Consider the following 23,525-nt stretch of genomic DNA (forward strand, 5'->3'; position numbering starts at 1 on the left):
TTTCGCGGCTGCGCCAAGCGTTAATCTCGATCCGGCGTGACTCGTCGCTCCAATAACGAAAGTAAATTATTTTATTGACAAGGCATCGCACATCATTTGACGATGACCGGATGGTGGACGGAGGGGTCCGAGCCGCCAAGCAATCACGCAGGGAAGATGTTTCCCTGCTCCCAAAGGAGGGATTAGCATGCGTAGAGCACTTGCATTGACCGCACTTTCAGCCGGCGTCAGCCTGGCTGCCCTGGGTTCGGCCCAGGCGGTGGAAATCGAATACTGGCAGTATGTATTTGACACCCGCGTCCAGGCAATGGACCAGTTGATCGCCAATTTCGAGGAAGCCAATCCCGATATCACGGTCAATCACCAGACATTCCCCTATGCCGATTACCAGACCCGCGTCGTGGCCGCCAATGTTGCCGGTCAGGGTCCGGATGTAGCCCAGCTGTTTTATGGCTGGCTCGACAATTTCATCGCTGGCGGATTGATCCAGCCGCTCGATCCCGAGGTTTTCCCGACCGAGGAAATCGAAGCCGATTTCTTCCCCATCGTTTCCGCCATGGAGCGTGACGGACAGTATTGGGGACTGCCCACCGCCGTGCGTTCGCTGGCCCTGTTCTACAACAAGGACATTCTCGAAGCTGCCGGGCTCGATCCGGAAAGCCCTCCGCAGACGCTCGACGAGCTCGTCGAAGCTGCGGAAGCGACAGTTGAGCGTGACGGCGGCGGCAACATCACGACGGTCGGCATTGCGATGGGCATGGCCGGTCAGGACCACCAGTGGTGGCGCGAGGGCCTCGTCCGCCAGTTCGGCGGCCAGCCTTATTCCGACGATGGTCGCACCGTGACCTACAATGACGAGGCGGGCCTTGCCGCAACAACATGGCAGGCCGACCTCTATCTGGGCGATGATGCCGTGACCCAGGTCGGGTTCATGGATGAGCCGCAGGCCGCCTTCCGCGCCGGCCGCGCCGCAATGACCATCGATGGCACTTTCCGTCTTGGTGCGTTCGGCTCCATCGAGGAATTCGAGTGGGGTGTGACCGAGTTGCCTGCCAATGAAGACGGCATGCGTTCGAACTATGCGAGCTATTTTGCCAATGCGATCGGCGCGCGCGCCGAAGGCGAAGAGCTCGAAGCGGCCCAGAAGTTCCTCGCCTATATCAGCTCGCCCGAAGCCATGGAAATCTGGCTCGACGTGGTGGGCGAACTTCCCGCGCGCAAGGATGTTGCGCTGACCGAGGAAAATCTTTCAGACCCCATCTATGGTCCGTTCCTTGCAGGACTTGAATACGCCCACACCACGATCTTTGTGGACGAGGCCGCCCAGCGGCAGGTGGCGATCGACATGGAAAGCCGTATGTCGCTGCAGGGTCAGTCGCCCGCAGACTCGCTGGCTGCGGCCGCCGAGGAAGAACAGGCCATCCTCGACGACTTCTACGCCGACCAGTAACAATGGGAGCGGACCGGTTGACTGACCGGTCCGCTCTTTTGGCATTCGATCCAATCGGGCCGGACAACAGCCCGGCCGTACCGGTTATGCAAATCAGCAGGAGTGGCAGGCGATGACTGCGGCAGCATCGGCAAGTGGCACCGTGGAGCGACCCGGAGCCTGGAATCGTCTCAGCATTGGACAGAAGCGCCTGGTCTGGGTGTGGACGTTTTTGGCCCTGCCCGTGGTCTTTTACGTGGTGATCCGTTTCTATCCCACTGTGCAGGCGTTCTGGCTGTCGTTCACCGATTGGGATCTTCTGCGACCGGCCGAGTTCATCGGGGCCGAAAATTATATCGAGCTCTACAACGATCCGCTGTTCTGGCAGGTGTTCCGCAATACGTTCGCGTATCTGATTGTCGGCACGCCGATCAGCCTCGTCATCTCGTTCGCCGTGGCCTATTATCTCGACCGCGTGCGGTTCATGCACAGTTTCATACGTGCCCTTTATTTCCTGCCGTTCCTGACGACGGCCGCCGCCATGGCGTGGGTTTGGCGCTGGTTCTATCAGCCGCCACCGATCGGCATCATCAACGGCTTTCTGGGCACTGTGGGCCTTCCGGCCCAGCCCTTCCTGCGCTCGACAGAGCAAGCTCTGCCCGCCATCATGGTGACGGCGATCTGGGCGGGGCTGGGGTTCCAGATCATCATTTTCATGGCCGGACTGCGGGCCATTCCCCAGACCTATTATGAAGCGGCGCGCATTGACGGGCTTGGCGAGTGGGCCATCCTGCGCAAGATCACCCTGCCGCTTCTCAAGCCCACGACCGTATTCCTCGTCGTCTTTTCCTCGATCGGATTCCTGCGGATTTTCGATCAGGTCTACAACATGACCAGCAACGATCCGGGCGGGCCGCTCAACACGACAAAGCCGCTGGTGCTGATGATTTACCAGACGGCCTTTTCTTCCTTCAACATGGGCTATGCGGCAGCGCAGACGGTGGTGCTCTTTACCATCCTTCTGATCGTTTCGCTGCTGCAACTCTGGGTTCTGAGGACACGCTGATGACCGCCACAGCTGCCACGAGCTCCGAGCTCAAACACAACGCCGCCTCCATCCGCCCGGACCGTATCCTGATCTGGACACTGTTGCTCATTGGCGGAGTGCTGATGATCACACCACTGCTGTTCATGTTTTCGACCTCGCTGAAAACGGCGAGCCAGGTTTATGATTTGCGGCTCATCCCAGCGGCGCCCACCTTCGACAATTATATCAAGGTGCTATCGGACGGGCGTTTCGTGCGGTGGTTCTTCAATTCGACGCTGGTCGCGGTAAGCGTGACGCTTTCGAACGTCTTTTTCGACTCCCTGGTTGGTTACACGCTGGCGAAATTCCAGTTTCGTGGCCGGTACCTGATTTTCATTGCCATTCTGTCGACCCTGATGATCCCCACCGAAATGCTGGTGATCCCGTGGTATCTGATGAGCGCGCAACTGGGCTGGATCGACAGCTATTGGGGCATCATGTTCCCGGGCATGATGACGGCGTTCGGTACGTTCCTGATGAAGCAGTTCTTTGAAACCGTGCCCGACGATTTCCTCGAAGCGGCGCGCGTGGATGGGCTGAACGAATTCACGATCTGGTGGAAAATTGCCATGCCCATGGTGGCCCCGGCCATCTCGGCTCTGGCGATCTTTACCTTCCTGGGCAACTGGACGGCGTTTTTCTGGCCGCTCATCGTCACCAACAGCCGCGAGCTTTATACGCTGCCGGTGGGGCTTTCGAGCTTTGCGGTCGAGCAATCGATCCAGTGGGAAATGATCATGACCGGCGCAGCGCTTGCGACCATCCCCACCCTGCTCGTTTTCCTCGTCCTCCAGCGCTACATCGTACGCGGTGTGATGCTGGCCGGCTTGAAGGGCTGATCGATGACCGCGATGAAAGATACGAGCGTTTTTCCCGATCCTGTCTACAAGGAGGCCGTGCTTCGCCCGCTTTTCGACGGCGCCAAGGATCATCATGCCGACGGGTTCAGGGCCATCGATCGGGCGCATCTGGTCATGCTGGCCGAAACCGGTATCCTCAAACGCGAGCAGGCCGCGTCCATTGCCAGGGCTCTTGTCGCCATCGATGCCGAAATCGATCTCGACAGCCTGGTTTATACCGGCGAGGTCGAGGATTTCTTCTTCCTGATCGAAAAGCACCTCAAGGGCCGGCTCGGACCCGACCTGGCGGGGCGGCTTCATACCTCGCGGTCGCGCAATGATATCGATCACACCTTGTTCAAGCTCGGGCTCAAGCCGCGCACCGAAATCCTGCTCGAAAAGATGCGGGCGCTGCTCGACGCGGTGCTGACAACAGCCGAGCGGGAAGCGGAAACGCTGATCGTTGCCTATACGCATGGGCAGCCGGCGCAGCCGACGACCTTCGGGCACTATCTTGGCGCCATGGCCGAGGTGCTGATCCGCGACATCGAGAAAGTGGAAGCGGCCCTCGAGGTGATCGATCTCTCGCCCATGGGCGCCGCGGCGATCACCACATCGGGTTTCCCAATCGAGCGGGAGCGGGTGGCCGAGTTGCTCGGGTTTTCCCGTCCGCTGGAAAATTCCTATGGCTGCATTGCGTCGGTCGATTACATCACCGGCATTTATGGCGCGATGGCGCTGAGCTTTCTCCATCTCGGCCGGCCCATCCAGGACTTTCAGGTCTGGTCGAGCTTCGAGGTGGCGCAGCTCTACGTGCCCAACTCGCTGGTTCAGATTTCATCGATCATGCCGCAAAAGCGCAATCCGGTGCCCATAGAGCACCTTCGCCATCTGGCGAGCCAAACCTATGGCCGGGCCAAGGCGATGCTCGACATCATGCACAACACGCCCTTCACCGACATGAACGATAGCGAGGGTGAAAGCCAGGCCATGGGCTATCAGGCGTTCGATGCCGCCTATCGCGTGCTCGACCTTTTCACCGCACTGACCGCGCAGGTGTCGATCAACGCCGAACGGGTTGAGATCAACACCAAGCGCTCATGCATCACCATTACCGAATTGGCCGACAGTCTCGTCCGGCTCGAGGATCTCTCGTTCCGGCAGGCGCACGAGGTTTCGGCGGCGGTTGCACGAGCCGTGGTTGCGGCCGAGGGCTCGCTGGCCGAGGACGGATACGGGCCCTTTACATCGGCATTCGAAGACGCAACGGGGCGGGCTTCAAACCTTTCGCCCGAGCGATTTGCCGAACTGGTTTCGGCAAGGCATTTCGTTTCGGTTCGCGACCGGCTCGGGGGTCCTGCACCTGCAGCACTTCGAGCCTCGCTCGGACGCTATCGCGAAAAGCTCGCGACATTTTCCGCCGGCGCGGCCCGACGCGCGGAACGGCAAAAAAACGCACACAGCGAACTCAATGACAAATTCAATGCACTTTTAGGAGCGGCGTGATGGCAGAAATCCAGTTGGAAGGCCTCGTTAAGCGCTATGGCAAGGTGACCGCCGTTCACGGCATCGACCTCGAAATTGCCGATGGCGAGTTCGTGGTTTTCGTCGGGCCATCGGGCTGTGGAAAATCGACAACCCTGCGTATGATCGCCGGGCTCGAGGAAATTTCGGGCGGCGTGCTCAAGATCGGCGATACAATCGTCAATCAGTACGAACCCAAGCAGCGCAACATCGCCATGGTGTTCCAGAACTACGCCATTTATCCCCACATGACGGTGGGGCAGAATATCGGGTTCGGGCTTTACACCTCCAAACTTTCCAAGTCCGAAAAGCAGCGGCGCATTGCCGAGGCCGGCAAGATTCTGGGCCTTGAAGATCTGCTCGAGCGCCGTCCGGCTGCACTTTCGGGCGGCCAGCGCCAGCGTGTCGCCATCGGGCGCGCCATGGTGCGCGATCCGGCAGCGTTCCTGTTCGATGAACCGCTCTCCAACCTCGACGCACAATTGCGCTCGCAGATGCGCATCGAAATCAAGCGCCTGCATCAGCGCCTTGGAACCACCATCGTCTATGTCACCCACGACCAGATCGAGGCGATGACCATGGCCGACCGTATCGTTGTGATGCGCGACGGGCTCATCTTGCAGGTGGGCACGCCGACCGAGCTCTACGACAGCCCCGTCGATGTTTTTACCGCACGGTTTATCGGCAGCCCGTCCATGAACCTGATCGATGGCAGCGCGGCAGACGGCGCGCTGACAGCTGGAGGCGTCAAGGTCAAGGGCACCCTGCCCCAGGCCCGATCGGGCAAAATCCTTGTCGGAGTCCGACCGCATGACCTCCTCGTGGGCGAAGCCCCGGCCGATGCCGCGCTGGCCTTTGACGGCAAGGTCACCGCGGTCGAGCCGCTCGGTTCGGAAACTCTGGTGCATCTCGATATCGCCGGATCATCGGCCATTGCCACGGCACCGGGCAAGCTTTTGCCCGCAGTCGACAGTATCGTTACAGCCTGGGCGGCTCCGGGGAATCTCTATCTCTTCGACGCGCAGAGCGAAAAAGCCTTGGGGCGTCTATGAATCTGAAATCGCCGCGCGACGCTGTGATCAGCGTCGGCCGCATCTATTGCGACCTTGTTTTCTCCGGACTCTCGGGCATGCCGCAAATGGGCCATGAGGTTTTTGCGCGTTCCATGCAGCCTGTGCTTGGCGGCGGGGCGTTCATCGCCGCGGCCCATCTGTCCCATCTTGACCGCCCGGCTGCCCTGCTGGCCGCTTATGGCACCGACCCGCTGTCGCAAACGCTGGCGCCCCAACTTGAAGAGAGTGGCATCGATCTGCGTTTTCTCGAGCGTCGGGCCGATGCGGGGCCGCAGGTCACCGTCGTGATGACCAATGCGGAGGACAGGGCCTTTCTTTCATGTCGAGCCGGACGCGCCGTACCGACTCGCTTTGCGAACGCGCTGGCCTGGGAGCGGGCAGCTCTCTTACACATCGCCGAATATGCAACGCTCGATGAACAGCCAGATCTTGTTTCGCGTGCCAAGGCGGCCGGGCTGGTCGTCGCGCTCGATCCAAGCTGGGATGAAACACTCATCGGCCAACCGGGGCTGCTCAAGGCCTGCGCGGGTGTGGACATCTTTCTTCCCAATGCCGAGGAAGCGGCCGCCATCACCGGCAAGTCCGATCTCGCACAGGCGCTCGATGTGCTGGCCGATCATTTTCCCATCGTCGCGATCAAATGCGGCGGCCGGGGCGGATTGCTCGGCGCAGGCAAGACGCGGCTCTCGACTACGGCGCCCAAGGTTCATGTCGTCGATACGACGGGAGCGGGCGATGCCTTCAACGCGGGCCTGATCGATGCGTATCTTTCCGGGCGCGCTCTGGGCGAGTGCCTCGATGCGGGCGTTACGGCCGGATCTTTGTCGGTGCAGTCGATCGGCGGCGCGCCACGCCCCGCTACGTCGGTCGCCGTGTGATCGGCCGCTTGGGCGGTGCCGGCCAGTCTTACCGAGATCGACCGGAGGCCGCAGCCTCGCCCAGACGAACCAGATAACTGACGCCGGCCGGGATGATCTCGTCGTTGAAATCGTAGGTGTCGGTGTGAAGCCCGCTTGTCTGGCCGTTGCCAATGAAGACATAGGCTCCCGGGCGGCGTTCGAGCATGAACGCGAAATCTTCTCCGCCCATCATCGGCACGAGATCGGGATTGACGTTTTCGGTGCCGACGATTTCCTGGGCGATTGCACAGGCAAACCGGGTGTGCTCGGGATCGTTGACGGTTACAGGGTATCCACGGCGGAAATCGAGCTTTGCGGCGGCACCAAAGGCACTGGCGATGTGCGAAACAACCGCGTTCATTTTCGCTTCGACCGTATCGCGCGTCTCGGGGGCAAGCGTGCGAACGGTTCCCGATAGTTGTGCTGTACCGGGGATAACGTTGTAGGCACTGCCCGCTTCCATGCGGGTTGTCGAAATCACCGCCGAGGCAAGCGGATCGACATTGCGCGCAACGATCGACTGGAGCGCGGTAATCATGTGACCGGCAACGAGTACGGGATCGATGGCCTCATGAGGCCAGGCGGCATGCCCGCCTTGGGCCGTGATCTCTATATCGAATTCATCGGCCGATGCCATGATGGCGCCCGAACAGGTGGCAAAGCTGCCTTCGGGCAAGCCGGGCAGATTGTGCATGCCATAGACCGCTTCGATGCCGAACCGCTCGAACAAACCGTCTTCGGCCATGGCCAATCCGCCCGCTCCGCCCTCTTCGGCGGGTTGGAAGATCACCATGATCGTGCCATCGAAATTTCGGGTCTGGGCCAGATGTCGAGCCGCCCCGAGGAGCATGGCGCTGTGTCCGTCATGGCCGCAGGCGTGCATCAGCCCTTGTGTGGTGCTCGCATGAGGCAGGCCCGTTGCCTCCTTGATCGGCAGCGCATCCATATCGGCCCGCAGTCCTATGGACTTGCCTGGTGCGCGCCCGCGGATCACGCCAACGACGCCGGTCCTGCCGATACCGGTCACGACTTCGTCGACGCCAAAGCTTTCAAGACGCTCGGCGATCTTTGCCGCCGTTCGGTCCACATCGTAAAGCAGTTCGGGATGGGCATGAAAATCGCGCCGCCAGGCGACGATGTCATCGAGCATTTCATTGATGGAATTGATAATCGGCATGGTGGACCTTCAGAGAATGTCGTCGCGGATGCAGGCCTTGAGGTGGCCGGGCGCGACCTCACGCAATTCCGGGCGAATTTGGGCGCATTCGGGAAGCGCGTAGCGGCACCGCGTTCTCAACACGCACCCCGACGGCGGATCGATGGGGCTTGGGATATCCCCCTCGAGAACGATACGGTGGCCTTGTCTGTCGGGGTCGGGAGCAGGCGCGGCCGACAGCAGCGCTTCGGTATAGGGATGCTTGGGAGATGCGTAGAGCCGGTCGCGAGGGGCGATCTCCATGATGCGACCCAGATACATAACGATCACCCGATCGCAAAAATGTTCAACCACGGCAAGATCGTGGGCGATGAACAAGATCGTGAGTCCAAGCTGATCCTTAAGGTCCTGCAAGAGGTTGAGAACCTGGGCCTGAACGGACACGTCGAGCGCGGAAACCGGCTCGTCGGCGACGATAAAGCCCGGGGAAACCGCGAGTGCGCGTGCAATGCCAATGCGCTGGCGCTGGCCGCCGGAAAATTCATGCGGAAACCGTTGGGCGGCATCAGCGGGTAGCCCGACAAGCTCGAGCAGTCGCGCCACTTCGGCCTCACGCTCCTTGCGCGTGCCAATGCCATGGATTTCCATGCCTTCGGCGATCAGTTCGCCCACCTTCCTGCGCGGATTGAGGCTCGCAAAAGGGTCCTGAAACACCATCTGAATCTTGCGCCGGAAGGCCATCATTTCGCGTTCAGGCAAGCTGGCGATGTCAGTGCCTTCATAGACGATTTCGCCTTCGGTCGGGTCGGTCAGCCGCATTATGGTGCGCCCGATCGTGGTCTTGCCCGACCCCGATTCCCCAACGAGCCCGACGACCTCGCCGCGGGCGATCTCAAAACTCACATCGTCGACCGCGTGCACCTGGCGCTTTTCGCGCGAAAAGGGCTGGCCCTTGACCGGAAAGCGCTTGGACAGATTATTGACGGACAAAAGAGCTTTTGAAGCACTCATTGGCTCACCTCCTGCCAGCGGATGCAGCGTGCGCCATGGTCGGCACCGACATCAAACAAGGGTGGCGGCGCCTCGCGGCAGGCGTCGATGGCCAGCGGGCAGCGTGGCGCGAAACGGCAACCTTTCGGCAGGTCCAGAGGGTTTGGAGGCGCGCCGCCAATGGTTTCGAGCTTGCTTGACGCAGACCTGACGGCGGGGTTGGGAATGGATTTGAGCAGACCCACGGTATAGGGGTGGCGCGGGGCGGAAAAGATTGTCCGAACGGGCCCTTCCTCGACCACCTGGCCCGCATACATCACCGCCACACGATCGGCGATTTCCGCAACGACACCGAGATTGTGGGTGATGAACAGCACCGACATGCCGATCTCTTTCTGGAGGCGGCGGATGAGATCGAGAATCTGGGCCTGAATGGTCACATCGAGCGCGGTTGTCGGCTCGTCGGCGATCAACAGGGAGGGCCGGCACGATAGCGCAATGGCGATCATCACTCTTTGGCGCATGCCTCCCGAGAGCTGATGGGGGAAATCGTCGACCCGGTTTTCCGGCGCGGGGATCCCCACCAGCCGGAGCATTTCGATAGCTTTTTCGCGTGCTTGCTTTTTCGATACGTTCTGGTGGAGCCTGATGGCTTCGATGATCTGCGCCCCAATCGACCACACGGGGTCAAGACTGGTCATGGGCTCCTGGAAGATCATCGCGACGTCGTTGCCGCGCACGGCGCGCATGGCTCTTTCGTCAAGCGCCCGGATATCGATTTCCGGCCCGCCGGGCCTGTTGAACCTGATGGATCCTTCGTCGATGCTGCCGCCCCCGCGCCCGACAAGGCGCATTATGGACAGCGAGGTCACCGATTTTCCGGAACCGGACTCCCCGACGACACCCAGTGTTTTGCCGGCGGGAATGGAAAACGATACATCGTCGACACTGCGCACGACCCCCCTTGGGGTGGCAAACGAGGTCTTGAGACCTTTCACCTCGAGCAGCGGAATTGCAGCGGGATCGGTCATAGCCTCAACTCCTACGCACGCGCGGATCGACATAGCCATAGAGAATGTCGACCAGCAGATTGACGCCGATATAGATTATGGCGCTGAGCATGATGAATGCCTGCACCACCGCATAGTCCTGGCGCAGGATCCCATCGATCACCAGAGTGCCGATCCCCGGCCAGACGAAAATCCGCTCGACAAGCACGCTGCCCCCTAAAAGCTGGGCAAGGATAAGTCCGCCCGCCGTCAGGGTGGGCAAAAAGGCATTGGGCAGGATGTGCCGGAAATGGGTCGAGATGGGCGCCACGCCCTTGGCATGCAGGACGGTGACGAACGGCTCGCTGACCACATCGAGAAGATTGGCCCGCAACAGACGCACCAGATACCCCAGTGGCCCGAGCGCCAGGGCCAGGGCCGGAAGCGCCAGATGGTGGAACGCAGTGGCAAATCCGGCCAGGTTGCCTTCCAGAAGATAGTCGAACGTATAAAAGCCGGTGCGGAGGTCGGCGGGCACCGGTCCCCGCCCCACAGGACCGGGGAACCAGCCGAGCTGCTCGAAAAAGACCATCAGGAACAGCAGTGCCAACCAGAATGGGGGAATTCCCACGCTGATGAAGGAAAAGAGCCGCAACAGCCGGTCGAGCCATCTCGACTGGAGGAAACTGACCAGAACCGTAATAAGAACCGCCCCGACAAAAGCGAACACGAATGCATAAAGCGCCAATTCGGCGCTGGCGGGCAACCGCTCAAGGATCTGGGACAGGACCGGCTGGCCGGCACTGTAGGAAAATCCCCAGTCGCCCGAGAAGAATGAAACGACATAGTCGAAATACTGAACGAAGAGCGGCTTATCGAGGCCCAGTTGGGCGGTGATGCTGGCGATCACTTCGTCATTGGCGAACGGGCCGGCGATCAGACGGGCCGGATTGGTCGGCACGGCACGCAGAACCACAAAGGCCAGCACCGAGGCTCCGAAAACCGTAATGAAAGCTGAACCGATCCGTCCAAGCAGAAAATTTATCATCTGACCGCTCCTAGATTGACAGTCGCGCGCCCGATTTCGGGTCGTAGATGTCGCGCAGCCGGTCGGCAATCAGGTTGGCCGATACCGCGAGCATGAAAATGCCCAACCCCGGGAAAAAGCCGAGCCACCATTGACCGGTCAGCGCAAAGGCAAGCCCCTCTGTGATCATGGTTCCCCATTCGGGAGTGGGGGGCTGGATGCCAAGGCCGACAAAGCCGAGGGCGGCAAGGGTCAGGATCGAAAAGCTGAAGACCGAGGAGGCCTGAATAAAGATCGTCGAGGTGGTCTGGGGCAGGATATGGAGCCGGATCAGACGGAAATTGGAGGCACCCAGGGCCTGGGCGGATTCCACGTACATCAGGGTGCGCAACCGCAGGACTTCGCTGCGCAGCAGCCGGAAGTACCAGGGGATGGCGGCAAGGATCACCCCGATGGCGGCCGAGACGATCCCCGCTCCGAGCCCAATGGCAACCGCCATTGCGAGAATGAGCGGCGGGAAGGCCAGGATAGCATCCATGACCCGCGAAATGACAGCATCGAACCACCCGCCGACAAGACCGGCAAGCAGACCGAGGGTGCCGCCGATAAGCGTTCCGGCGATCGTGACCCCGATGGCCACACCGATCGAGACCTGCGCCCCCTGGATGAAGCGCGCGAAGACGTCACGCCCCACATCGTCGGTGCCCATCGGGTGCTCGAAGCTTGGCGGGAGCAGAGAGTTCAAAATATCGACGCGAAGCGGATCGAGGGGCCATAGCAGGCGACCGAACAGCGCAAGAAACACGATGACGCCGAGAATGATCACGCCAAAGAGCAATTCGCGGTCATGGGCCAGTTGCGCAAAAAGTCGTCGCACCAAATCCGTCCTCTCAACATTTTTCGTTTCGGGAGTGCGATGACTTCGCCGCACTCCCGGCATTGGGCTCAGGCGAATGCGTGAGGATAGTGTTTCCGGGCATAGGCCTCGGTCATATAGCCATCCTCGACATCGCGCTGGACGCTTGCAATGGGGCGTTCGGACGGATCGCCATAACCCCCGCCACCGCCGGTCTTCATTTGAAGAACCGAGTCCTTTGGCATGTGAAAGTGGGTCGATTTGGCGATCGAATGAACCTCACCATCCGGCATCTGCGCATAGCAATTGTTCGGCCGTGCTTCCTTGCCGCCCAACAATCCCCAGGGTGCGTTGAGAGACCGTTCGAACACGGTTGTAATCAGGGTATCCTCAGTCATGCGGATGTCGAGATTGAGCCCCGGACCGCCCCGCCATTTTCCCGGTCCAACCGAATCGCTGGCCAGTGCCAGTTGCTCGACGATCCAGGGATTGCGCTGCTCCCAAACCTCTGCCGGAGTGAAACGGGTCGCGGATTCGGCTATGTGTAGCATCGTGCCGCCATCGCCGCCGTCCCACGCACCTTGTCCGGTGGGCAATGGAGTGCCGTCCGCCCAGGGTTCCCTGGTTTCTTCACGCTGTCCCCATGCAACAATGGAACAGATGCAGCCGCCCGATTGAGCCGGAACGGCCTTGGGCAATGCATTGGCGACGGCATTGTAGATCACTTCGATGGCCTGCAAGCCCGGCCAGCCATAAATAAAGGAGGGCGCTGGCGGCAGGGGATCGAACATCGACCCGGGGCGGGTGATGACCTTGAGGGCGCGGAAATGGCCCTCGTGGGGAGCCTCACCATAGCCCGCCAGCATGGTGATGGCGACGCGGCTGGCCGAAATTGTCGTGGGGAGCGGCGAGTTCGTCGGGCCGACCTGTTCGTCCGGAACGCCTGAGAAATCGAGAACCACGTCCGATCCCTTGACCTCGAGCGCGATCTCGAAGGGGATACGATCCTTGGTGACCCCGTTGTTGTCCATCTCGCCCTTGCCGACATAACGGCCATCAGGGATTTTCTCGAAATAGGATCGCACGATGCGCTCGCCGTGGTCGAACATGTCGTCGACCGCCGCACGATAGGTTTCGAGCCCGAAGCGCTCGACGACCTCGAGCAGCGACTTTACGCCGACCCGGCAACCGGTGATCTGGGCATCAAGGTCGCCCCGTACCATTTGGGGCACGCGGGTATTGGCCATGATCATGCGGAAGATATCCTCGTTGAGAACCCCTTCCTTATAAATCTTGACCCCTGGAAAGATCACACCTTCCTGGAACACGTCGGTTGTATCGGTGCAGTAGGGATCCTTGGCCCCGATGTCGAGCCAGTGGCCCTTGATCGCAGTATAGCCGATCAACTCCTCATCGTTGAGGAATACGGGCATGATGATGACCATGTCCTGGGGATGCGAGCCGGTCCCAAAGGGCCAGTTGTAGATCAGCGCGTCTCCCGGATTGAGGGTTTCGGGTCCCCCATTGGCCTTGACCGCCTCGTTGATGCAGAAGGACAGCGTGCCCATGAACATCGGAAGCGACGGCGCCTGGGAAAGCAGCCGGACTTCCTTGTCGTAGATAGCCACCGCGAAGTCGAGCACCTCGTAAATGATGGGTGAAAACGACGTCCGGATCAGGGCCCGTTTCATCTGGTTGGCCGCGGAGTTGAGCGCGTGGCGGATGACTTCCGTTGTGATCGGATCCGCCTTTGTCTCGGTCATCCGGCCGAACATGCCCGCATTGTGGACGACTGGTTCGTGTCTCTTTGCCATATCAGTGGGTCCGCTCCAAAATGATCTCGCCCGCCTTGCCGTTCGAGATGGTCCATTGAACGTCGACATAGGTCGTCGTTGTCTCTTCGGTTATGATCGCCGGGCCCTTGACCCTGCCCGAAATCGTGCTCCGGGGGATGATCCTGAACGGCACGCGCTCTTTGGTTTCGAAGGAATAGACGTCCATTACGCGATCGTTATTGCCATCGGAATGTTTCGGCGCGTAGCTCAGATCGCGGCGCGGCAGCAGAACCGTGGTGCTGGCCCGCACCGAAACCAGTTCGACGTCCTGGTTCATTGTGGCACCGAAGGTGCGCGCATATTCGGTTACAAACCGGTCGAGGATGACTGTTTCGTCTTCGGAAACCGCGCCGCCCTCTACCGCCACCTCGATGGAAAGCGTGTGTTCCTGCCCCTTGTAGCGAAGGTCCAGCCGGGCCGATTGCACAGCGTGGTTGGCATGGGCCGTGCTGCGCTCTGTCAGCGTTGCAAAAAGTTCGTCCAGAACGCCATTGACCTCCTGGAGAGCGCCGGAAACAAAGTCGATGACACGGGTGCGGGCGGCCGATTGCACCATGTCTGCTCCCAGAAGCCCCCAGGCCGAGAAATTTCCGGCCAGAGGCGGGATCACGACGTGGTTCATTTCGAGCTCATCGGCCAGAAGCGTGCCCATCAACGGCCCGGCGCCACCGAAAGGCACAAGCGTGATGGTACGCGGGTCGAGGCCCTGGTCGAGCGAAATCTCACGCATGGCATTTGCCATTGCCGCTGAGGATATACGCATCACGCCCGCGGCCGTCGCCTCGACATCCTGACCGATATGAGTTCCCACCGATTCGAGTGCGGACCTTGCCTTTTCGATATCGAGATGAATTCCGGCCGCCAGATCGCCAGGCCCGAGCATCCCCAGCCACGCTGCGGCATCGGTCATGGCCGGTTCGGTGCCGCCCTTGCCGTAGCAGGCGGGACCCGGCACGGCGCCGGCCGAGCGCGGCCCGACCCGCATAAGGCCGCCCGGATCGATATGGGCTATCGAGCCTCCGCCGGACCCGATCGAGCGGACATCCACCCAAGGGCTCTGGATTGGCATGTTGTCGATCATGCCCTCAAACAGTACCTGGGGCTTGCCGTCGATCACCAGGGCCGTATCGAAGCTGGTTCCGCCGACGTCAGCGGTTACCAGCGCCTTGATGCCGAGCATTCTGGCCAGCTCGCTGGCACCCTGTGCGCCGCCCACCGGACCGGACATGATGGTTTCAAACGGGCGATCCTCGGCTTCGGCAAAGGTCATCGAACCGGAGCCGGACCGGGTGATCAGCGATGTGCCCTTGAAACCGAGTTCACGCAACCGGCCATCGAGACGGCGCAGATAGTTGGACATGCGGCCACGCACAAACGCGTCAATACAGGTCGTCGAGGTCCGCTCATACTCGCGATACTCGCCGGAAATCTTGTGCGAAAGCGAAATTCCGCCCTCGAACCCCTCGTCGCGCAAGATACGCTCGACAGCGAGTTCATGATCGGGGTTTGCATAGGCGTTAATGAGGCTGACGGCGATCGCATCGACGCCTTCTGCGATCAGTTTTTGTGCAGCAACCTTGACCGTATCTTCATCGAGAGGCCGATACTCGGAGCCGTTGCCCAGCACGCGCCCGTCCACTTCAAGACGCAGGCGCCGGGGCACCAGAGGTTCGGTCTGTTTCCAGAACAAATTGTACATTTCGGCCCGGTCGCCGCGACGAATTTCGAGCACGTCGCGGAACCCGGTGGTGGTGATCAGGCCGACCCTCGAACCCCGACGCTCCAGAAGAGCGTTGAGGCCGACTGTGGTTCCGTGGAGAAAGAACTCGGCTTCCTCGATGATATCCTGAGGTACGTGGCTGGTGATCGCATGCACGACCCCCTCCTCTGGCGCGGAAGGTACAGTGGGAACCTTGCCTTCCGCCGTCTTGCCCGTCCGCTCGTCGAAATAGACGAGGTCAGTGAACGTGCCGCCAATATCGACACCAATACGCGTTGCCATTCGTTCTTTCTCCTGGAAAGTCTATTTCGCCCAATAGCGGTAGTCGGGCAGCGGTGAGAAGGTGAACTCGGTCACCGCATCACTCAGCACGACGACCGGCTGGTCCTCGAAAAACAGGATCTTGGGATATTCCGACCGCCAGATTTCGGTCACCTGATCCATGATCGCCTGACGCTCTGCCTCATCGGAGGAGGCGCGCAACTGATCGACCAGTTCGTCGACTTCAGGGTTGCAATATTCGGTGAGATTATTGGAGTTGTCGCAGACGGCGTCGTAACCCCAATAGTAGCCGACCTCGAACACGCCCGGCCCATCGAGCCGCATCAGGGACTGAACCTGATGACCCTGCGACAGATCCTGGAACTCGGCAGCCGGTGCCACGCGAATGTTGAGATTGATGCCCAGATCCGCCCATGTGCTCTGCAGGACCGTCGCCAACTGCTGCTGGGTCGCATCGCCCTCCTGAATCATCACCTCGATATCGACCGGCGTGGCCACGCCGCTTTCGGCGATCAACTCCCTGGCGCGATCGAGGTCGAAGGGGATGGGCTGGCTCAGTTCGGCATTGTATCCCGGCAAGCTCGGGGGGATGGGGCCGTAGTAGAGCGTGCCGTAGCCATAGGCGACGCGCTCCACGATGTCCTCATAGGGCACGGCATGGGCAACGGCCTCGCGGAAGAGAACGTTGTCCCAGGGCGCCTTGGTGTTCGGCAACATCATCTGCTGCACGAAGGGGCTGGTATAGGCGATGGTGCGCGTGCCCGGGTTATCGGCAAGCGTGGTCACGGCCTGCTTTGCCAAACCAAAGGTGATATCGGCCTGCCCTGTGCGCGCCTGCAACAACAGGGTGGGCGCCGCCGTGATCCAGTTGACGCTGATCGCATCCGACGCCGGAGCTTCTCCAACAAACTCGGGATTGGCAACCATCCGCGCACTCTGGTTTGCGGAATAGGATTCAAGCAGGAACGGACCGGACTCGGTCACATTGGCGGCCATGAATTCATTGGGTTGCCCCGCGACCACACCACCATTGGCTTCCACGACCGACGGATCAACGATCGATGCCGCATGGGTCGCCAGATCACCCAACATATTGCCGTTTGGCTTGTTGAGCCTGATGGTCAACGTGAACGGATCGACCACCTCGATCGCATCGATGATGACGGGATCGATGTGCCCGTCTGTCAAAAAGAAGCGCCCGCAGCCAGCCATGTCCAGGACACGCTGGAGCGAATAGCGCACCGCTTCGGCATCGACCGGAGCGCCGCTTTCGAAGGTATAACCCTCCTTGAGATGGAAGGTGTAGACCAACCCATCGTCGCTGACCTCCCAGGAATCCGCAAGGTAGGGCTCTACGGTCGAATAATCGACGACGCGAGTACCCTCCGGACCCTCCGCCGTTCCGTACTGGGTAAGCCTTACATAGAAATTCTGGAGAAAGCTGATCTCCTGCAGCCCGCAGGCCCATGCAGGATCGAGCGTACTTGGCGCGACAGCGCTGTTGACCACCAGGTCCGAGTCCTGACCCAACGCCGGCCCTGCCACCATGGTGAGGGACGAAAGCAGTCCCGCCACAAGCGACAATTTTCCGATGTTTCCGATGCGCATTCGAATGTCCTTTCGATATGCGGGCGTCATTTATGACATGTGCGTATCACTACGCGGTGCACCCTCAACGCCCCTCAAGAGTGCACCTAAAGGAAACTATATTTCCGATAGTACATACCCATCCGATGCTGTCAATCGACCAGTTTCGATTTTTTGTTCGATTAAACCCGATCGAATTGGTAGCGAAACGCCTATTTTTTGGGCATATTCTTCAATTCAAGAACGAGAGCCATACCAAACACACTCCCTCTTGCACGGGTAACGAAAATCAATCTATATTTCGTATCGGAAATATTCTCTACTGGAGCGCTTCGTGTCCACAACCATCGCCTATGCAGAACTCGTGGAACTTCTCGAAAAAATCTTCCTGCACCACGGGACGGACAAGGTCGTCGCGTCGATCCTGGCCGAGAACTGCGCCATGTGCGAGCGCGATGGCGCATATAGCCACGGCATCTTTCGCATGCGGGGCTACGTGGATTCCTTGGGCACAGGCTGGGTCGACGGCAGAGCCATTCCCGAGGTCGAAGACATCGCTCCGTCCTTTTGCCGGGTTGATGCGAGCAATGGCTTTGCCCAGGTCGCATTGGCGCGCGCTCGCGATCTGGCCGTCAGCAAGTGCCGGCAAACCGGAGTTTCGGTTCTGGCGATCCGCAATTCGCATCACTTGAGCGCGCTCTGGCCCGATATCGAACCGCTGGCCCGCGAAGGCCTGATTGCCATCAGTGCTGTCAACAGTTTTGCATGCACCGTGCCGTTCGATGGCAAGAGCCCGGTGTTCGGCACAAATCCCTTTGCCTTTGCGGCACCACTCGATGGCGGCGATCCGATCGTTTTCGATCTCGCAACCTCTGCGATGGCCAATGGCGACGTGCAGATCGCAGCCCGCAAGGGACATGCTCTGTCACCCGATTCCGGGGTCGACAAAGACGGCAAGCCAACCGATGACCCCCAGGCCGTGCTGGACGGTGGCGCCCTGCTGACCTTTGGCGGCCACAAGGGATCGTCGATTTCGATGATGGTGGAATTGCTCGGAGCGGCCCTTACGGGTGGGCACTTTTCCTTCGAGTTCGACTGGTCGGGACACAAGGGCGCGCAGACGCCGCATACCGGGCAGTTGATCATCCTGATCGACCCTTCACGCGCGGCGGGTGAACCGTTCGACCGGCGCGCGCATACACTGATCGCGGCAATGCAGGATGCGGGGGTTTCGCGACTACCGGGTCAGCGCCGCGCGGAAATTCGTGCCCAAACGACACAAAACGGCATACCCATTACTGCAGAAGACCTTGCCAGTCTCAGAACATTGGCAATAGCCTAAAACTTGAACAAACCCACAGGACAGCGGCCGCGCTCATGAACAGCACCCTCCCCAAGCCATCCGAGAAAAGCTCGCAGCGCCGGTCGCAACATTCCATCGCCGAAACCTTGCGCCATCTGCGGCAGAGCAATGGCTTTACCCTCAATGAACTGGCCCGGCGGTGTGATTTGGCCCCCTCGACGCTGTCCAAGATCGAGAACGGGCAGATGTCGCCGACATACGATACAATTCTGAGCCTGGCCGAAGGGCTGGGTGTGGACGTCGCCGATCTTTTTTCAGAACGCCAGACCACAACTGTCAGTGGGCGCCGCACGGTAACGCGCGCCGGAGACGGGGTTCCTCTCGATACCGCGCAATACGACTATCAGATGTTGTGCACCGATCTGGCAAACAAGCAGTTTGTACCGCTTCGAGCCAGAATAAAGGCGAACTCGGTTTCCCGATTTGACGGCATGCTGTCCCATCCCGGTGAAGAGTTTGTTTTCGTGCTGTCGGGAGAGATCGAACTTCATACGCAGTTTTATGCACCCACCCGGCTTTCGGTGGGTGACAGTTGCTATTTCGACAGCACCATGGGCCACGCGCTCATCAGGGCCTCGGAAGAGGATGCCGAGGTGCTCTGGATATGTTCGCGGGTCGTCGAGCCGCTCAGGGGATGACGCGCCGCACTCAGCCCGCATCACCGCACCATTGCTGAACGGAGCTGCCTGACACATGCGGTCATCAAAAATCATCAATGTCGTAGGTTGTCACGCCGAAGGCGAGGTCGGCGACGTAATAGTGGGCGGATATGCGCCCCCACCCGGCGAAACCATCTGGGAGCAGGCACGATGGATCGCTGCCGACGACCGGCTACGTAATTTCGTTCTCAACGAGCCGCGTGGTGGCGTCTTCCGGCATGTCAATCTTCTGGTACCGCCCAAGGACCCGCGTGCGGCGATGGGCTGGATCATCATGGAACCGATCCATACGCCCCCGATGTCGGGATCGAACTCGATCTGTGTTTCGACCGTGCTGCTCGATACGGGCATCATTGAAATGACCGAGCCTGAAACCCGCTTCACCCTTGAAGCGCCCGGCGGACTGATCGAGGTCGTGGCGACATGCGAGAATGGCAAGGCCACCTCAATCCGCGTTATCAACCACCCCAGTTTTGCGGCAAAGCTTGACGCTGTGATCGAGGTCGAGGGGGTCGGGACCCTTCGGGTCGATACTGCTTATGGCGGGGACAGTTTTGTTCTTGTCGATGCCCATCAACTGGGGTTTTCCCTTGTTCCGGACGAGGCATACGACCTTGCCAGCATGGGTATGAAATTGACTCGCGCCGCCACTGATCAGCTCGGATTTTCTCACCCCACGAACCCGGACTGGTCCCATATTTCATTTTGCCAGTTCACCGCACCGATCCAGGATATCGATGGGATAAAGACCGGTCGCAACACTGTCGCCATCGAACCGGGAAAGCTCGATCGCTCACCAACCGGCACGGGCTGTTCGGCGCGCATGGCCGTTCTTCATGCACGCGGCGAGTTGGCGGTTGGTGAGGACTTTTATGGCGTTTCGATCATTGGCAGCCGCTTTGCCTGCCGGATCGAGCGCGAAACCACGATCGGCGACACACCGGCCATAGTTCCATCCATCTCAGGTCGGGCATGGATAACCGAAACCAGGCAACTCATGCTCGATCCGTCCGATCCCTGGCCGGAGGGATATCGTATCGGTGATACATGGCCCGCAGGCACGCCGGGGTGAAGCCCGGCGTCAGATCACCGTAAAGCCGTGGGCGTAAGGGTCCCGGTCGTCAATGAAGATGGTGTTGAACCCGGTCTGGCGGGCCCAGCCTCCGATGGAGGGGATGATGGCTTCGAGGCTGCCCACCCGGGCCGCTGCCTCGATGCGACCGGAAAACAGTGAGCCGATAATGCTTTCGTGGACGAATTCGTCGCCCACAGCGAGCTTTCCCTTTGCGGTCAATTGCGCCATGCGCGCCGAAGTGCCGGTGCCGCAGGGCGAGCGATCGATCGCCTTGTCGCCGTAAAAGACGGCGTTGCGGGCCGTCGCGCCGTGTTGGGTCGGCTGTCCGGTCCACTGGATGTGGCTCAACCCGCTGATTTGGGGGTACTCGGGGTGCACAAACTGGTATTTTTCGTTGAGCGCCGCGCGCAGCTTGGGCGACAGGCCGATCAGTTCGGCAGCCGAGAAATCGGCCATGTCGCGAAAGTTTTTTTGTGGCTCGACAATCGCGTAGAAATTGCCGCCATAGGCAACGTCGACGACGAGCTCTCCAAACCCTTCGATCTCGGCGGTCAGCCCTTCAGCGTGGAGGAAAGACGCCACGTTGGTCAGGCGCACTTCCTCAACGAACCGACCCTCCTGATGATAGGTGATGTCGACCTTACCTGCGGGTGTTTCAATCGAGAGCTTTCCCGGTTCGCGCGGAGCGATCAGCCCGTTCTCGATCGCCATCGTGATGGTGCCTATGGTGCCGTGACCGCACATGGGCAGGCAGCCCGAGGTTTCGATGAACAACACCGCAACCTCGCAATCGGGGCGCGTGGGCGGATAAAGAATCGAGCCCGACATCATGTCATGTCCGCGCGGCTCGAACATCAGCCCGGTGCGGATCCAGTCGAATTCGGCCAGAAAGTGCGCGCGCCGTTCAAGCATGGTGTTACCCTTGAGCAGGGGCGCGCCGCCGGCGACCAGACGTACCGGATTGCCGCAGGTGTGTCCGTCGATGCACTGGAAGGTATGCTGGCTCATAAAACTCTTCTCAAAAACGGGTTGCCCGGAACGGCGTGATGTCGATGGAAGGCGGGGTATCGTCAACCAGATCGGCGATGATTTCTGCAGTTCCAGCCGATTGCGTGAGCCCCAGATGTCCATGACCGAATGCCAGAATGACACGGGAATGGCCCGGCGCAAGATCAATGACCGGCAGGCTGTCGGGCATTGAGGGACGAAATCCCATCCAGCGGCGTCCACCGGCGGTCCTGAGTTCGGGCAGAAACCGCGCCGCCTTGGCCAGCAAGGCATCGGCACGGCTCATCCGCGGTGCCAGATCGAGCCCGCCGAGCTCCACGCCTCCACCGACGCGGATGCCGTCACCGATGCGGCTGACCACGAATCCGTGCCCTGCAAAGGTCACATGAGTGCGCAGATCGAAAGCGCCCTCAGGCAAGGTCACATTGTAGCCGCGCTCGGTTTCGAGCGGCAGACTGATCCCCAACGTCCGCGTCAGCCGGTTCGAATGAGCGCCTGCGGCCACAATGACTTTATCGAATACGAGACTTTTGTCTGAACCGGTCAGTTCCACGCCGTTTTCGGTGGGCGTGATGTCTGTGATCTCGGATCTGACAAATGTGGCGCCACGATCCTGTGCCCTGTCGGCGATTGCCGTGGTCCAGAGCGCGGGGTCAGTGACGTTTTTCCAGTCAGGGGTGAACCCTGCATGGGTAAAGCGCGGAGAAAGACCCGGCTGGATTTCGGCAATCGCTTCGGGGCGCGTGAGAAGGTCGAATTTGACACCCACGGCCTCGCGTTCTTCCCAACCGGGCAGGCTGGCCCTGAATTCGCGCTCGCCCTCGTAGAGTTGCAATTGCCCCTCACGGCGCAGCAGCTCTTCGAGATCGCAGGTTTTCACCAGACGCTCGAGCGCGGCAGCGGAGTGGCCCATCAAGGCGCCTTGCGCCACGACCGCGTCACCGTAACGGGCGGGCAGGCTCGCCTTGAAAAAGGCCAGGAGCCAGGGTGCAATCCTGAAGGCATAGGCGGGAGGAATGGAAAGCGGCCCGTTGGGGTCGAGAAGCCAGGCAGGCGCCTTTTTCATGATGCCGGGCGTTGCCAGCGGAATGACATCGGAAAAGGCAAATGCACCTGCATTGCCACCCGAGGCGCCGGAGGCCACGCCCTGGCGGTCCAATATCGTTACCGCGTGCCCGCGTTCGGCCAGCGCCAGTGCGGCGGTCACGCCGATTACCCCTGCTCCGATTACCGCGACGCGCATGGCATTTCGATCCCCGTTCAGCACCGCACCGTGTATATCGACGGGCAACAACTCTGTCGACATAGAAAATATTGGCTATCGACTCCCTTCCCCGCATCAAAGTCCATCCTTATGAATGAATGCAGGAAAAGGGATGGGTGGCATGGCCAGAGATACCGAGCAGGCAAGAACGGAAGGCACCGGCACACCCAAACGCGGGTCGGGTTCCAGCCATGTCTACAAGATCCTGCGCAACGAGATCATCGATCTCAAGCTGGCCCCCGGCAGCCCGATGGACGAGTTGCAACTCGCAGATCGCTTTTCGCTGTCGCGCACCCCGATCCGCGAAGCTCTCGTGCGGCTTTCGGTCGAAGGGCTGATTACCACGCTGCCCAACCGGGCCACCATTGTTTCTACAATCGACTTTCTCCATCTGCCTCAGTTTTTCGACGCGCTTACGCTTATGTACCGCGTGACAACGCGACTGGCTGCGGGCCATCACAGCGCTGACGACATTGTCCGCATGCGCGGCAAGCAGGAGGAGTTCACACGGGCCGTGGAGGCCCGCGACGCGCTTGCGCTGATTGCCACCAACCGGGACTTCCATCTCGAAATCGCGCGGGCCGGCGGCAACAGCTATTACACCGAGCTTTTTGTGCGGCTGCTCGACGAGAACCGGCGAATCCTGCGGCTTTATTATTCCTCGTTCAACGACGAGTTGCCGCGCAAATACGTGACGGAACATGACCAGATGATCGCCGCGATCGCCGCGCGCGATGTCGAGGAGGCCGATCGGCTGGCCAGCGCTCATGCGGAGCAGATTGTCACCCAGATTCAGTCCTACATCACCGCCGACAAGCGCATCAACGCACATATGTCTTTGTAGCAGCGGATCGAGGAGGAGC

20 protein-coding genes are annotated in these 23,525 nt (G+C 60.3%); 10 read left to right on the forward strand and 10 right to left on the reverse strand.

The window, feature by feature from the left end:
- The first annotated feature begins 187 nt into the window (after positions 1 to 187).
- From V6617_RS15555 to V6617_RS15580, 6 genes are all read left to right on the forward strand, one after another.
- Positions 188 to 1,450, forward strand: a complete 1,263-nt coding sequence (locus V6617_RS15555) for an extracellular solute-binding protein (RefSeq protein WP_338607830.1) — start codon at positions 188 to 190, stop codon at positions 1,448 to 1,450.
- Between the two features lie 112 nt (positions 1,451 to 1,562).
- On the forward strand, positions 1,563 to 2,495 hold the full coding sequence (locus V6617_RS15560) for a sugar ABC transporter permease (RefSeq protein WP_338607831.1): 933 nt from the start codon (positions 1,563 to 1,565) through the stop codon (positions 2,493 to 2,495).
- The gene (locus V6617_RS15565) at positions 2,495 to 3,355 is read left to right on the forward strand and encodes a carbohydrate ABC transporter permease (protein WP_338607832.1); all 861 of its coding nucleotides are present in this window, start codon (positions 2,495 to 2,497) and stop codon (positions 3,353 to 3,355) included. Before V6617_RS15560 ends, V6617_RS15565 begins: the two co-directional genes overlap by 1 nt.
- 3 nt (positions 3,356 to 3,358) lie before the next feature.
- Entirely contained in the window at positions 3,359 to 4,861 is a 1,503-nt protein-coding gene (argH, locus tag V6617_RS15570; protein WP_338607833.1) for an argininosuccinate lyase, read from the forward strand.
- Positions 4,861 to 5,931, forward strand: a complete 1,071-nt coding sequence (locus tag V6617_RS15575; protein ID WP_338607834.1) for a sn-glycerol-3-phosphate ABC transporter ATP-binding protein UgpC — start codon at positions 4,861 to 4,863, stop codon at positions 5,929 to 5,931. The genes argH and V6617_RS15575 overlap by 1 nt, the downstream gene beginning before the upstream one ends.
- Positions 5,928 to 6,830, forward strand: a complete 903-nt coding sequence (locus V6617_RS15580; RefSeq protein WP_338607835.1) for a carbohydrate kinase family protein — start codon at positions 5,928 to 5,930, stop codon at positions 6,828 to 6,830. The genes V6617_RS15575 and V6617_RS15580 overlap by 4 nt, the downstream gene beginning before the upstream one ends.
- Positions 6,831 to 6,858: 28 nt before the next feature.
- Here V6617_RS15580 and V6617_RS15585 read toward each other — a convergent pair whose 3' ends face one another.
- From V6617_RS15585 to V6617_RS15620, 8 genes are all read right to left on the reverse strand, one after another.
- On the reverse strand, positions 6,859 to 8,028 hold the full coding sequence (locus tag V6617_RS15585) for a M20 aminoacylase family protein (protein WP_338607836.1): 1,170 nt from the start codon (positions 8,026 to 8,028) through the stop codon (positions 6,859 to 6,861).
- A gap of 9 nt (positions 8,029 to 8,037) precedes the next feature.
- Complete coding sequence (locus V6617_RS15590; RefSeq protein WP_338607837.1) at positions 8,038 to 9,018, reverse strand: oligopeptide/dipeptide ABC transporter ATP-binding protein; 981 nt, start codon at positions 9,016 to 9,018, stop codon at positions 8,038 to 8,040.
- Entirely contained in the window at positions 9,015 to 10,028 is a 1,014-nt protein-coding gene (locus V6617_RS15595) for an ABC transporter ATP-binding protein (protein ID WP_338607838.1), read from the reverse strand. Before V6617_RS15595 ends, V6617_RS15590 begins: the two co-directional genes overlap by 4 nt.
- Before the next feature lie 4 nt (positions 10,029 to 10,032).
- Positions 10,033 to 11,034, reverse strand: coding sequence for an ABC transporter permease (locus V6617_RS15600; RefSeq protein ID WP_338607839.1), 1,002 nt, complete (start codon positions 11,032 to 11,034; stop codon positions 10,033 to 10,035).
- Positions 11,035 to 11,044: 10 nt separating this feature from the next.
- Positions 11,045 to 11,890 (reverse strand): ABC transporter permease, encoded by an 846-nt coding sequence (locus tag V6617_RS15605; protein ID WP_338607840.1) that lies wholly within the window; start codon positions 11,888 to 11,890, stop codon positions 11,045 to 11,047.
- A gap of 68 nt (positions 11,891 to 11,958) precedes the next feature.
- Positions 11,959 to 13,683, reverse strand: coding sequence for a hydantoinase B/oxoprolinase family protein (locus V6617_RS15610; protein ID WP_338607841.1), 1,725 nt, complete (start codon positions 13,681 to 13,683; stop codon positions 11,959 to 11,961).
- Between the two features lies 1 nt (position 13,684).
- Positions 13,685 to 15,706: a hydantoinase/oxoprolinase family protein gene (locus V6617_RS15615; RefSeq protein ID WP_338607842.1), complete on the reverse strand. Its 2,022-nt coding sequence runs from the start codon at positions 15,704 to 15,706 to the stop codon at positions 13,685 to 13,687.
- Between the two features lie 21 nt (positions 15,707 to 15,727).
- On the reverse strand, positions 15,728 to 17,314 hold the full coding sequence (locus V6617_RS15620; protein ID WP_338607843.1) for an ABC transporter substrate-binding protein: 1,587 nt from the start codon (positions 17,312 to 17,314) through the stop codon (positions 15,728 to 15,730).
- Between the two features lie 313 nt (positions 17,315 to 17,627).
- On the opposite strand from V6617_RS15620, the gene V6617_RS15625 reads away from it, so the two are divergent.
- The 3 genes from V6617_RS15625 to V6617_RS15635 are packed head-to-tail and all read left to right on the forward strand — an operon-like array spanning position 17,628 to position 20,387.
- Positions 17,628 to 18,635 carry an Ldh family oxidoreductase gene (locus tag V6617_RS15625; protein ID WP_338607844.1) on the forward strand — a complete coding sequence of 336 codons (1,008 nt, stop codon included), beginning with the start codon at positions 17,628 to 17,630 and terminating at the stop codon, positions 18,633 to 18,635.
- A gap of 35 nt (positions 18,636 to 18,670) precedes the next feature.
- Positions 18,671 to 19,294 (forward strand): XRE family transcriptional regulator, encoded by a 624-nt coding sequence (locus V6617_RS15630; protein ID WP_338607845.1) that lies wholly within the window; start codon positions 18,671 to 18,673, stop codon positions 19,292 to 19,294.
- Between the two features lie 55 nt (positions 19,295 to 19,349).
- On the forward strand, positions 19,350 to 20,387 hold the full coding sequence (locus V6617_RS15635) for a trans-3-hydroxy-L-proline dehydratase (RefSeq protein ID WP_338607846.1): 1,038 nt from the start codon (positions 19,350 to 19,352) through the stop codon (positions 20,385 to 20,387).
- A 9-nt stretch (positions 20,388 to 20,396) separates the two neighbouring features.
- Here the strand turns inward: V6617_RS15635 and V6617_RS15640 are convergent, their stop codons facing one another.
- The gene (locus V6617_RS15640; protein ID WP_338607847.1) at positions 20,397 to 21,398 is read right to left on the reverse strand and encodes a 4-hydroxyproline epimerase; all 1,002 of its coding nucleotides are present in this window, start codon (positions 21,396 to 21,398) and stop codon (positions 20,397 to 20,399) included.
- A 10-nt stretch (positions 21,399 to 21,408) separates the two neighbouring features.
- On the reverse strand, positions 21,409 to 22,641 hold the full coding sequence (locus V6617_RS15645; RefSeq protein WP_338607848.1) for an FAD-binding oxidoreductase: 1,233 nt from the start codon (positions 22,639 to 22,641) through the stop codon (positions 21,409 to 21,411).
- A gap of 142 nt (positions 22,642 to 22,783) precedes the next feature.
- Between V6617_RS15645 and V6617_RS15650 the strand changes: the two genes are divergently transcribed.
- The gene (locus V6617_RS15650) at positions 22,784 to 23,506 is read left to right on the forward strand and encodes a GntR family transcriptional regulator (protein ID WP_422394790.1); all 723 of its coding nucleotides are present in this window, start codon (positions 22,784 to 22,786) and stop codon (positions 23,504 to 23,506) included.
- The last annotated feature ends 19 nt before the right edge of the window (positions 23,507 to 23,525 follow it).

This window comes from Pelagibacterium nitratireducens, assembly GCF_037044555.1.
In the GTDB taxonomy this organism is placed as follows: domain Bacteria; phylum Pseudomonadota; class Alphaproteobacteria; order Rhizobiales; family Devosiaceae; genus Pelagibacterium; species Pelagibacterium nitratireducens.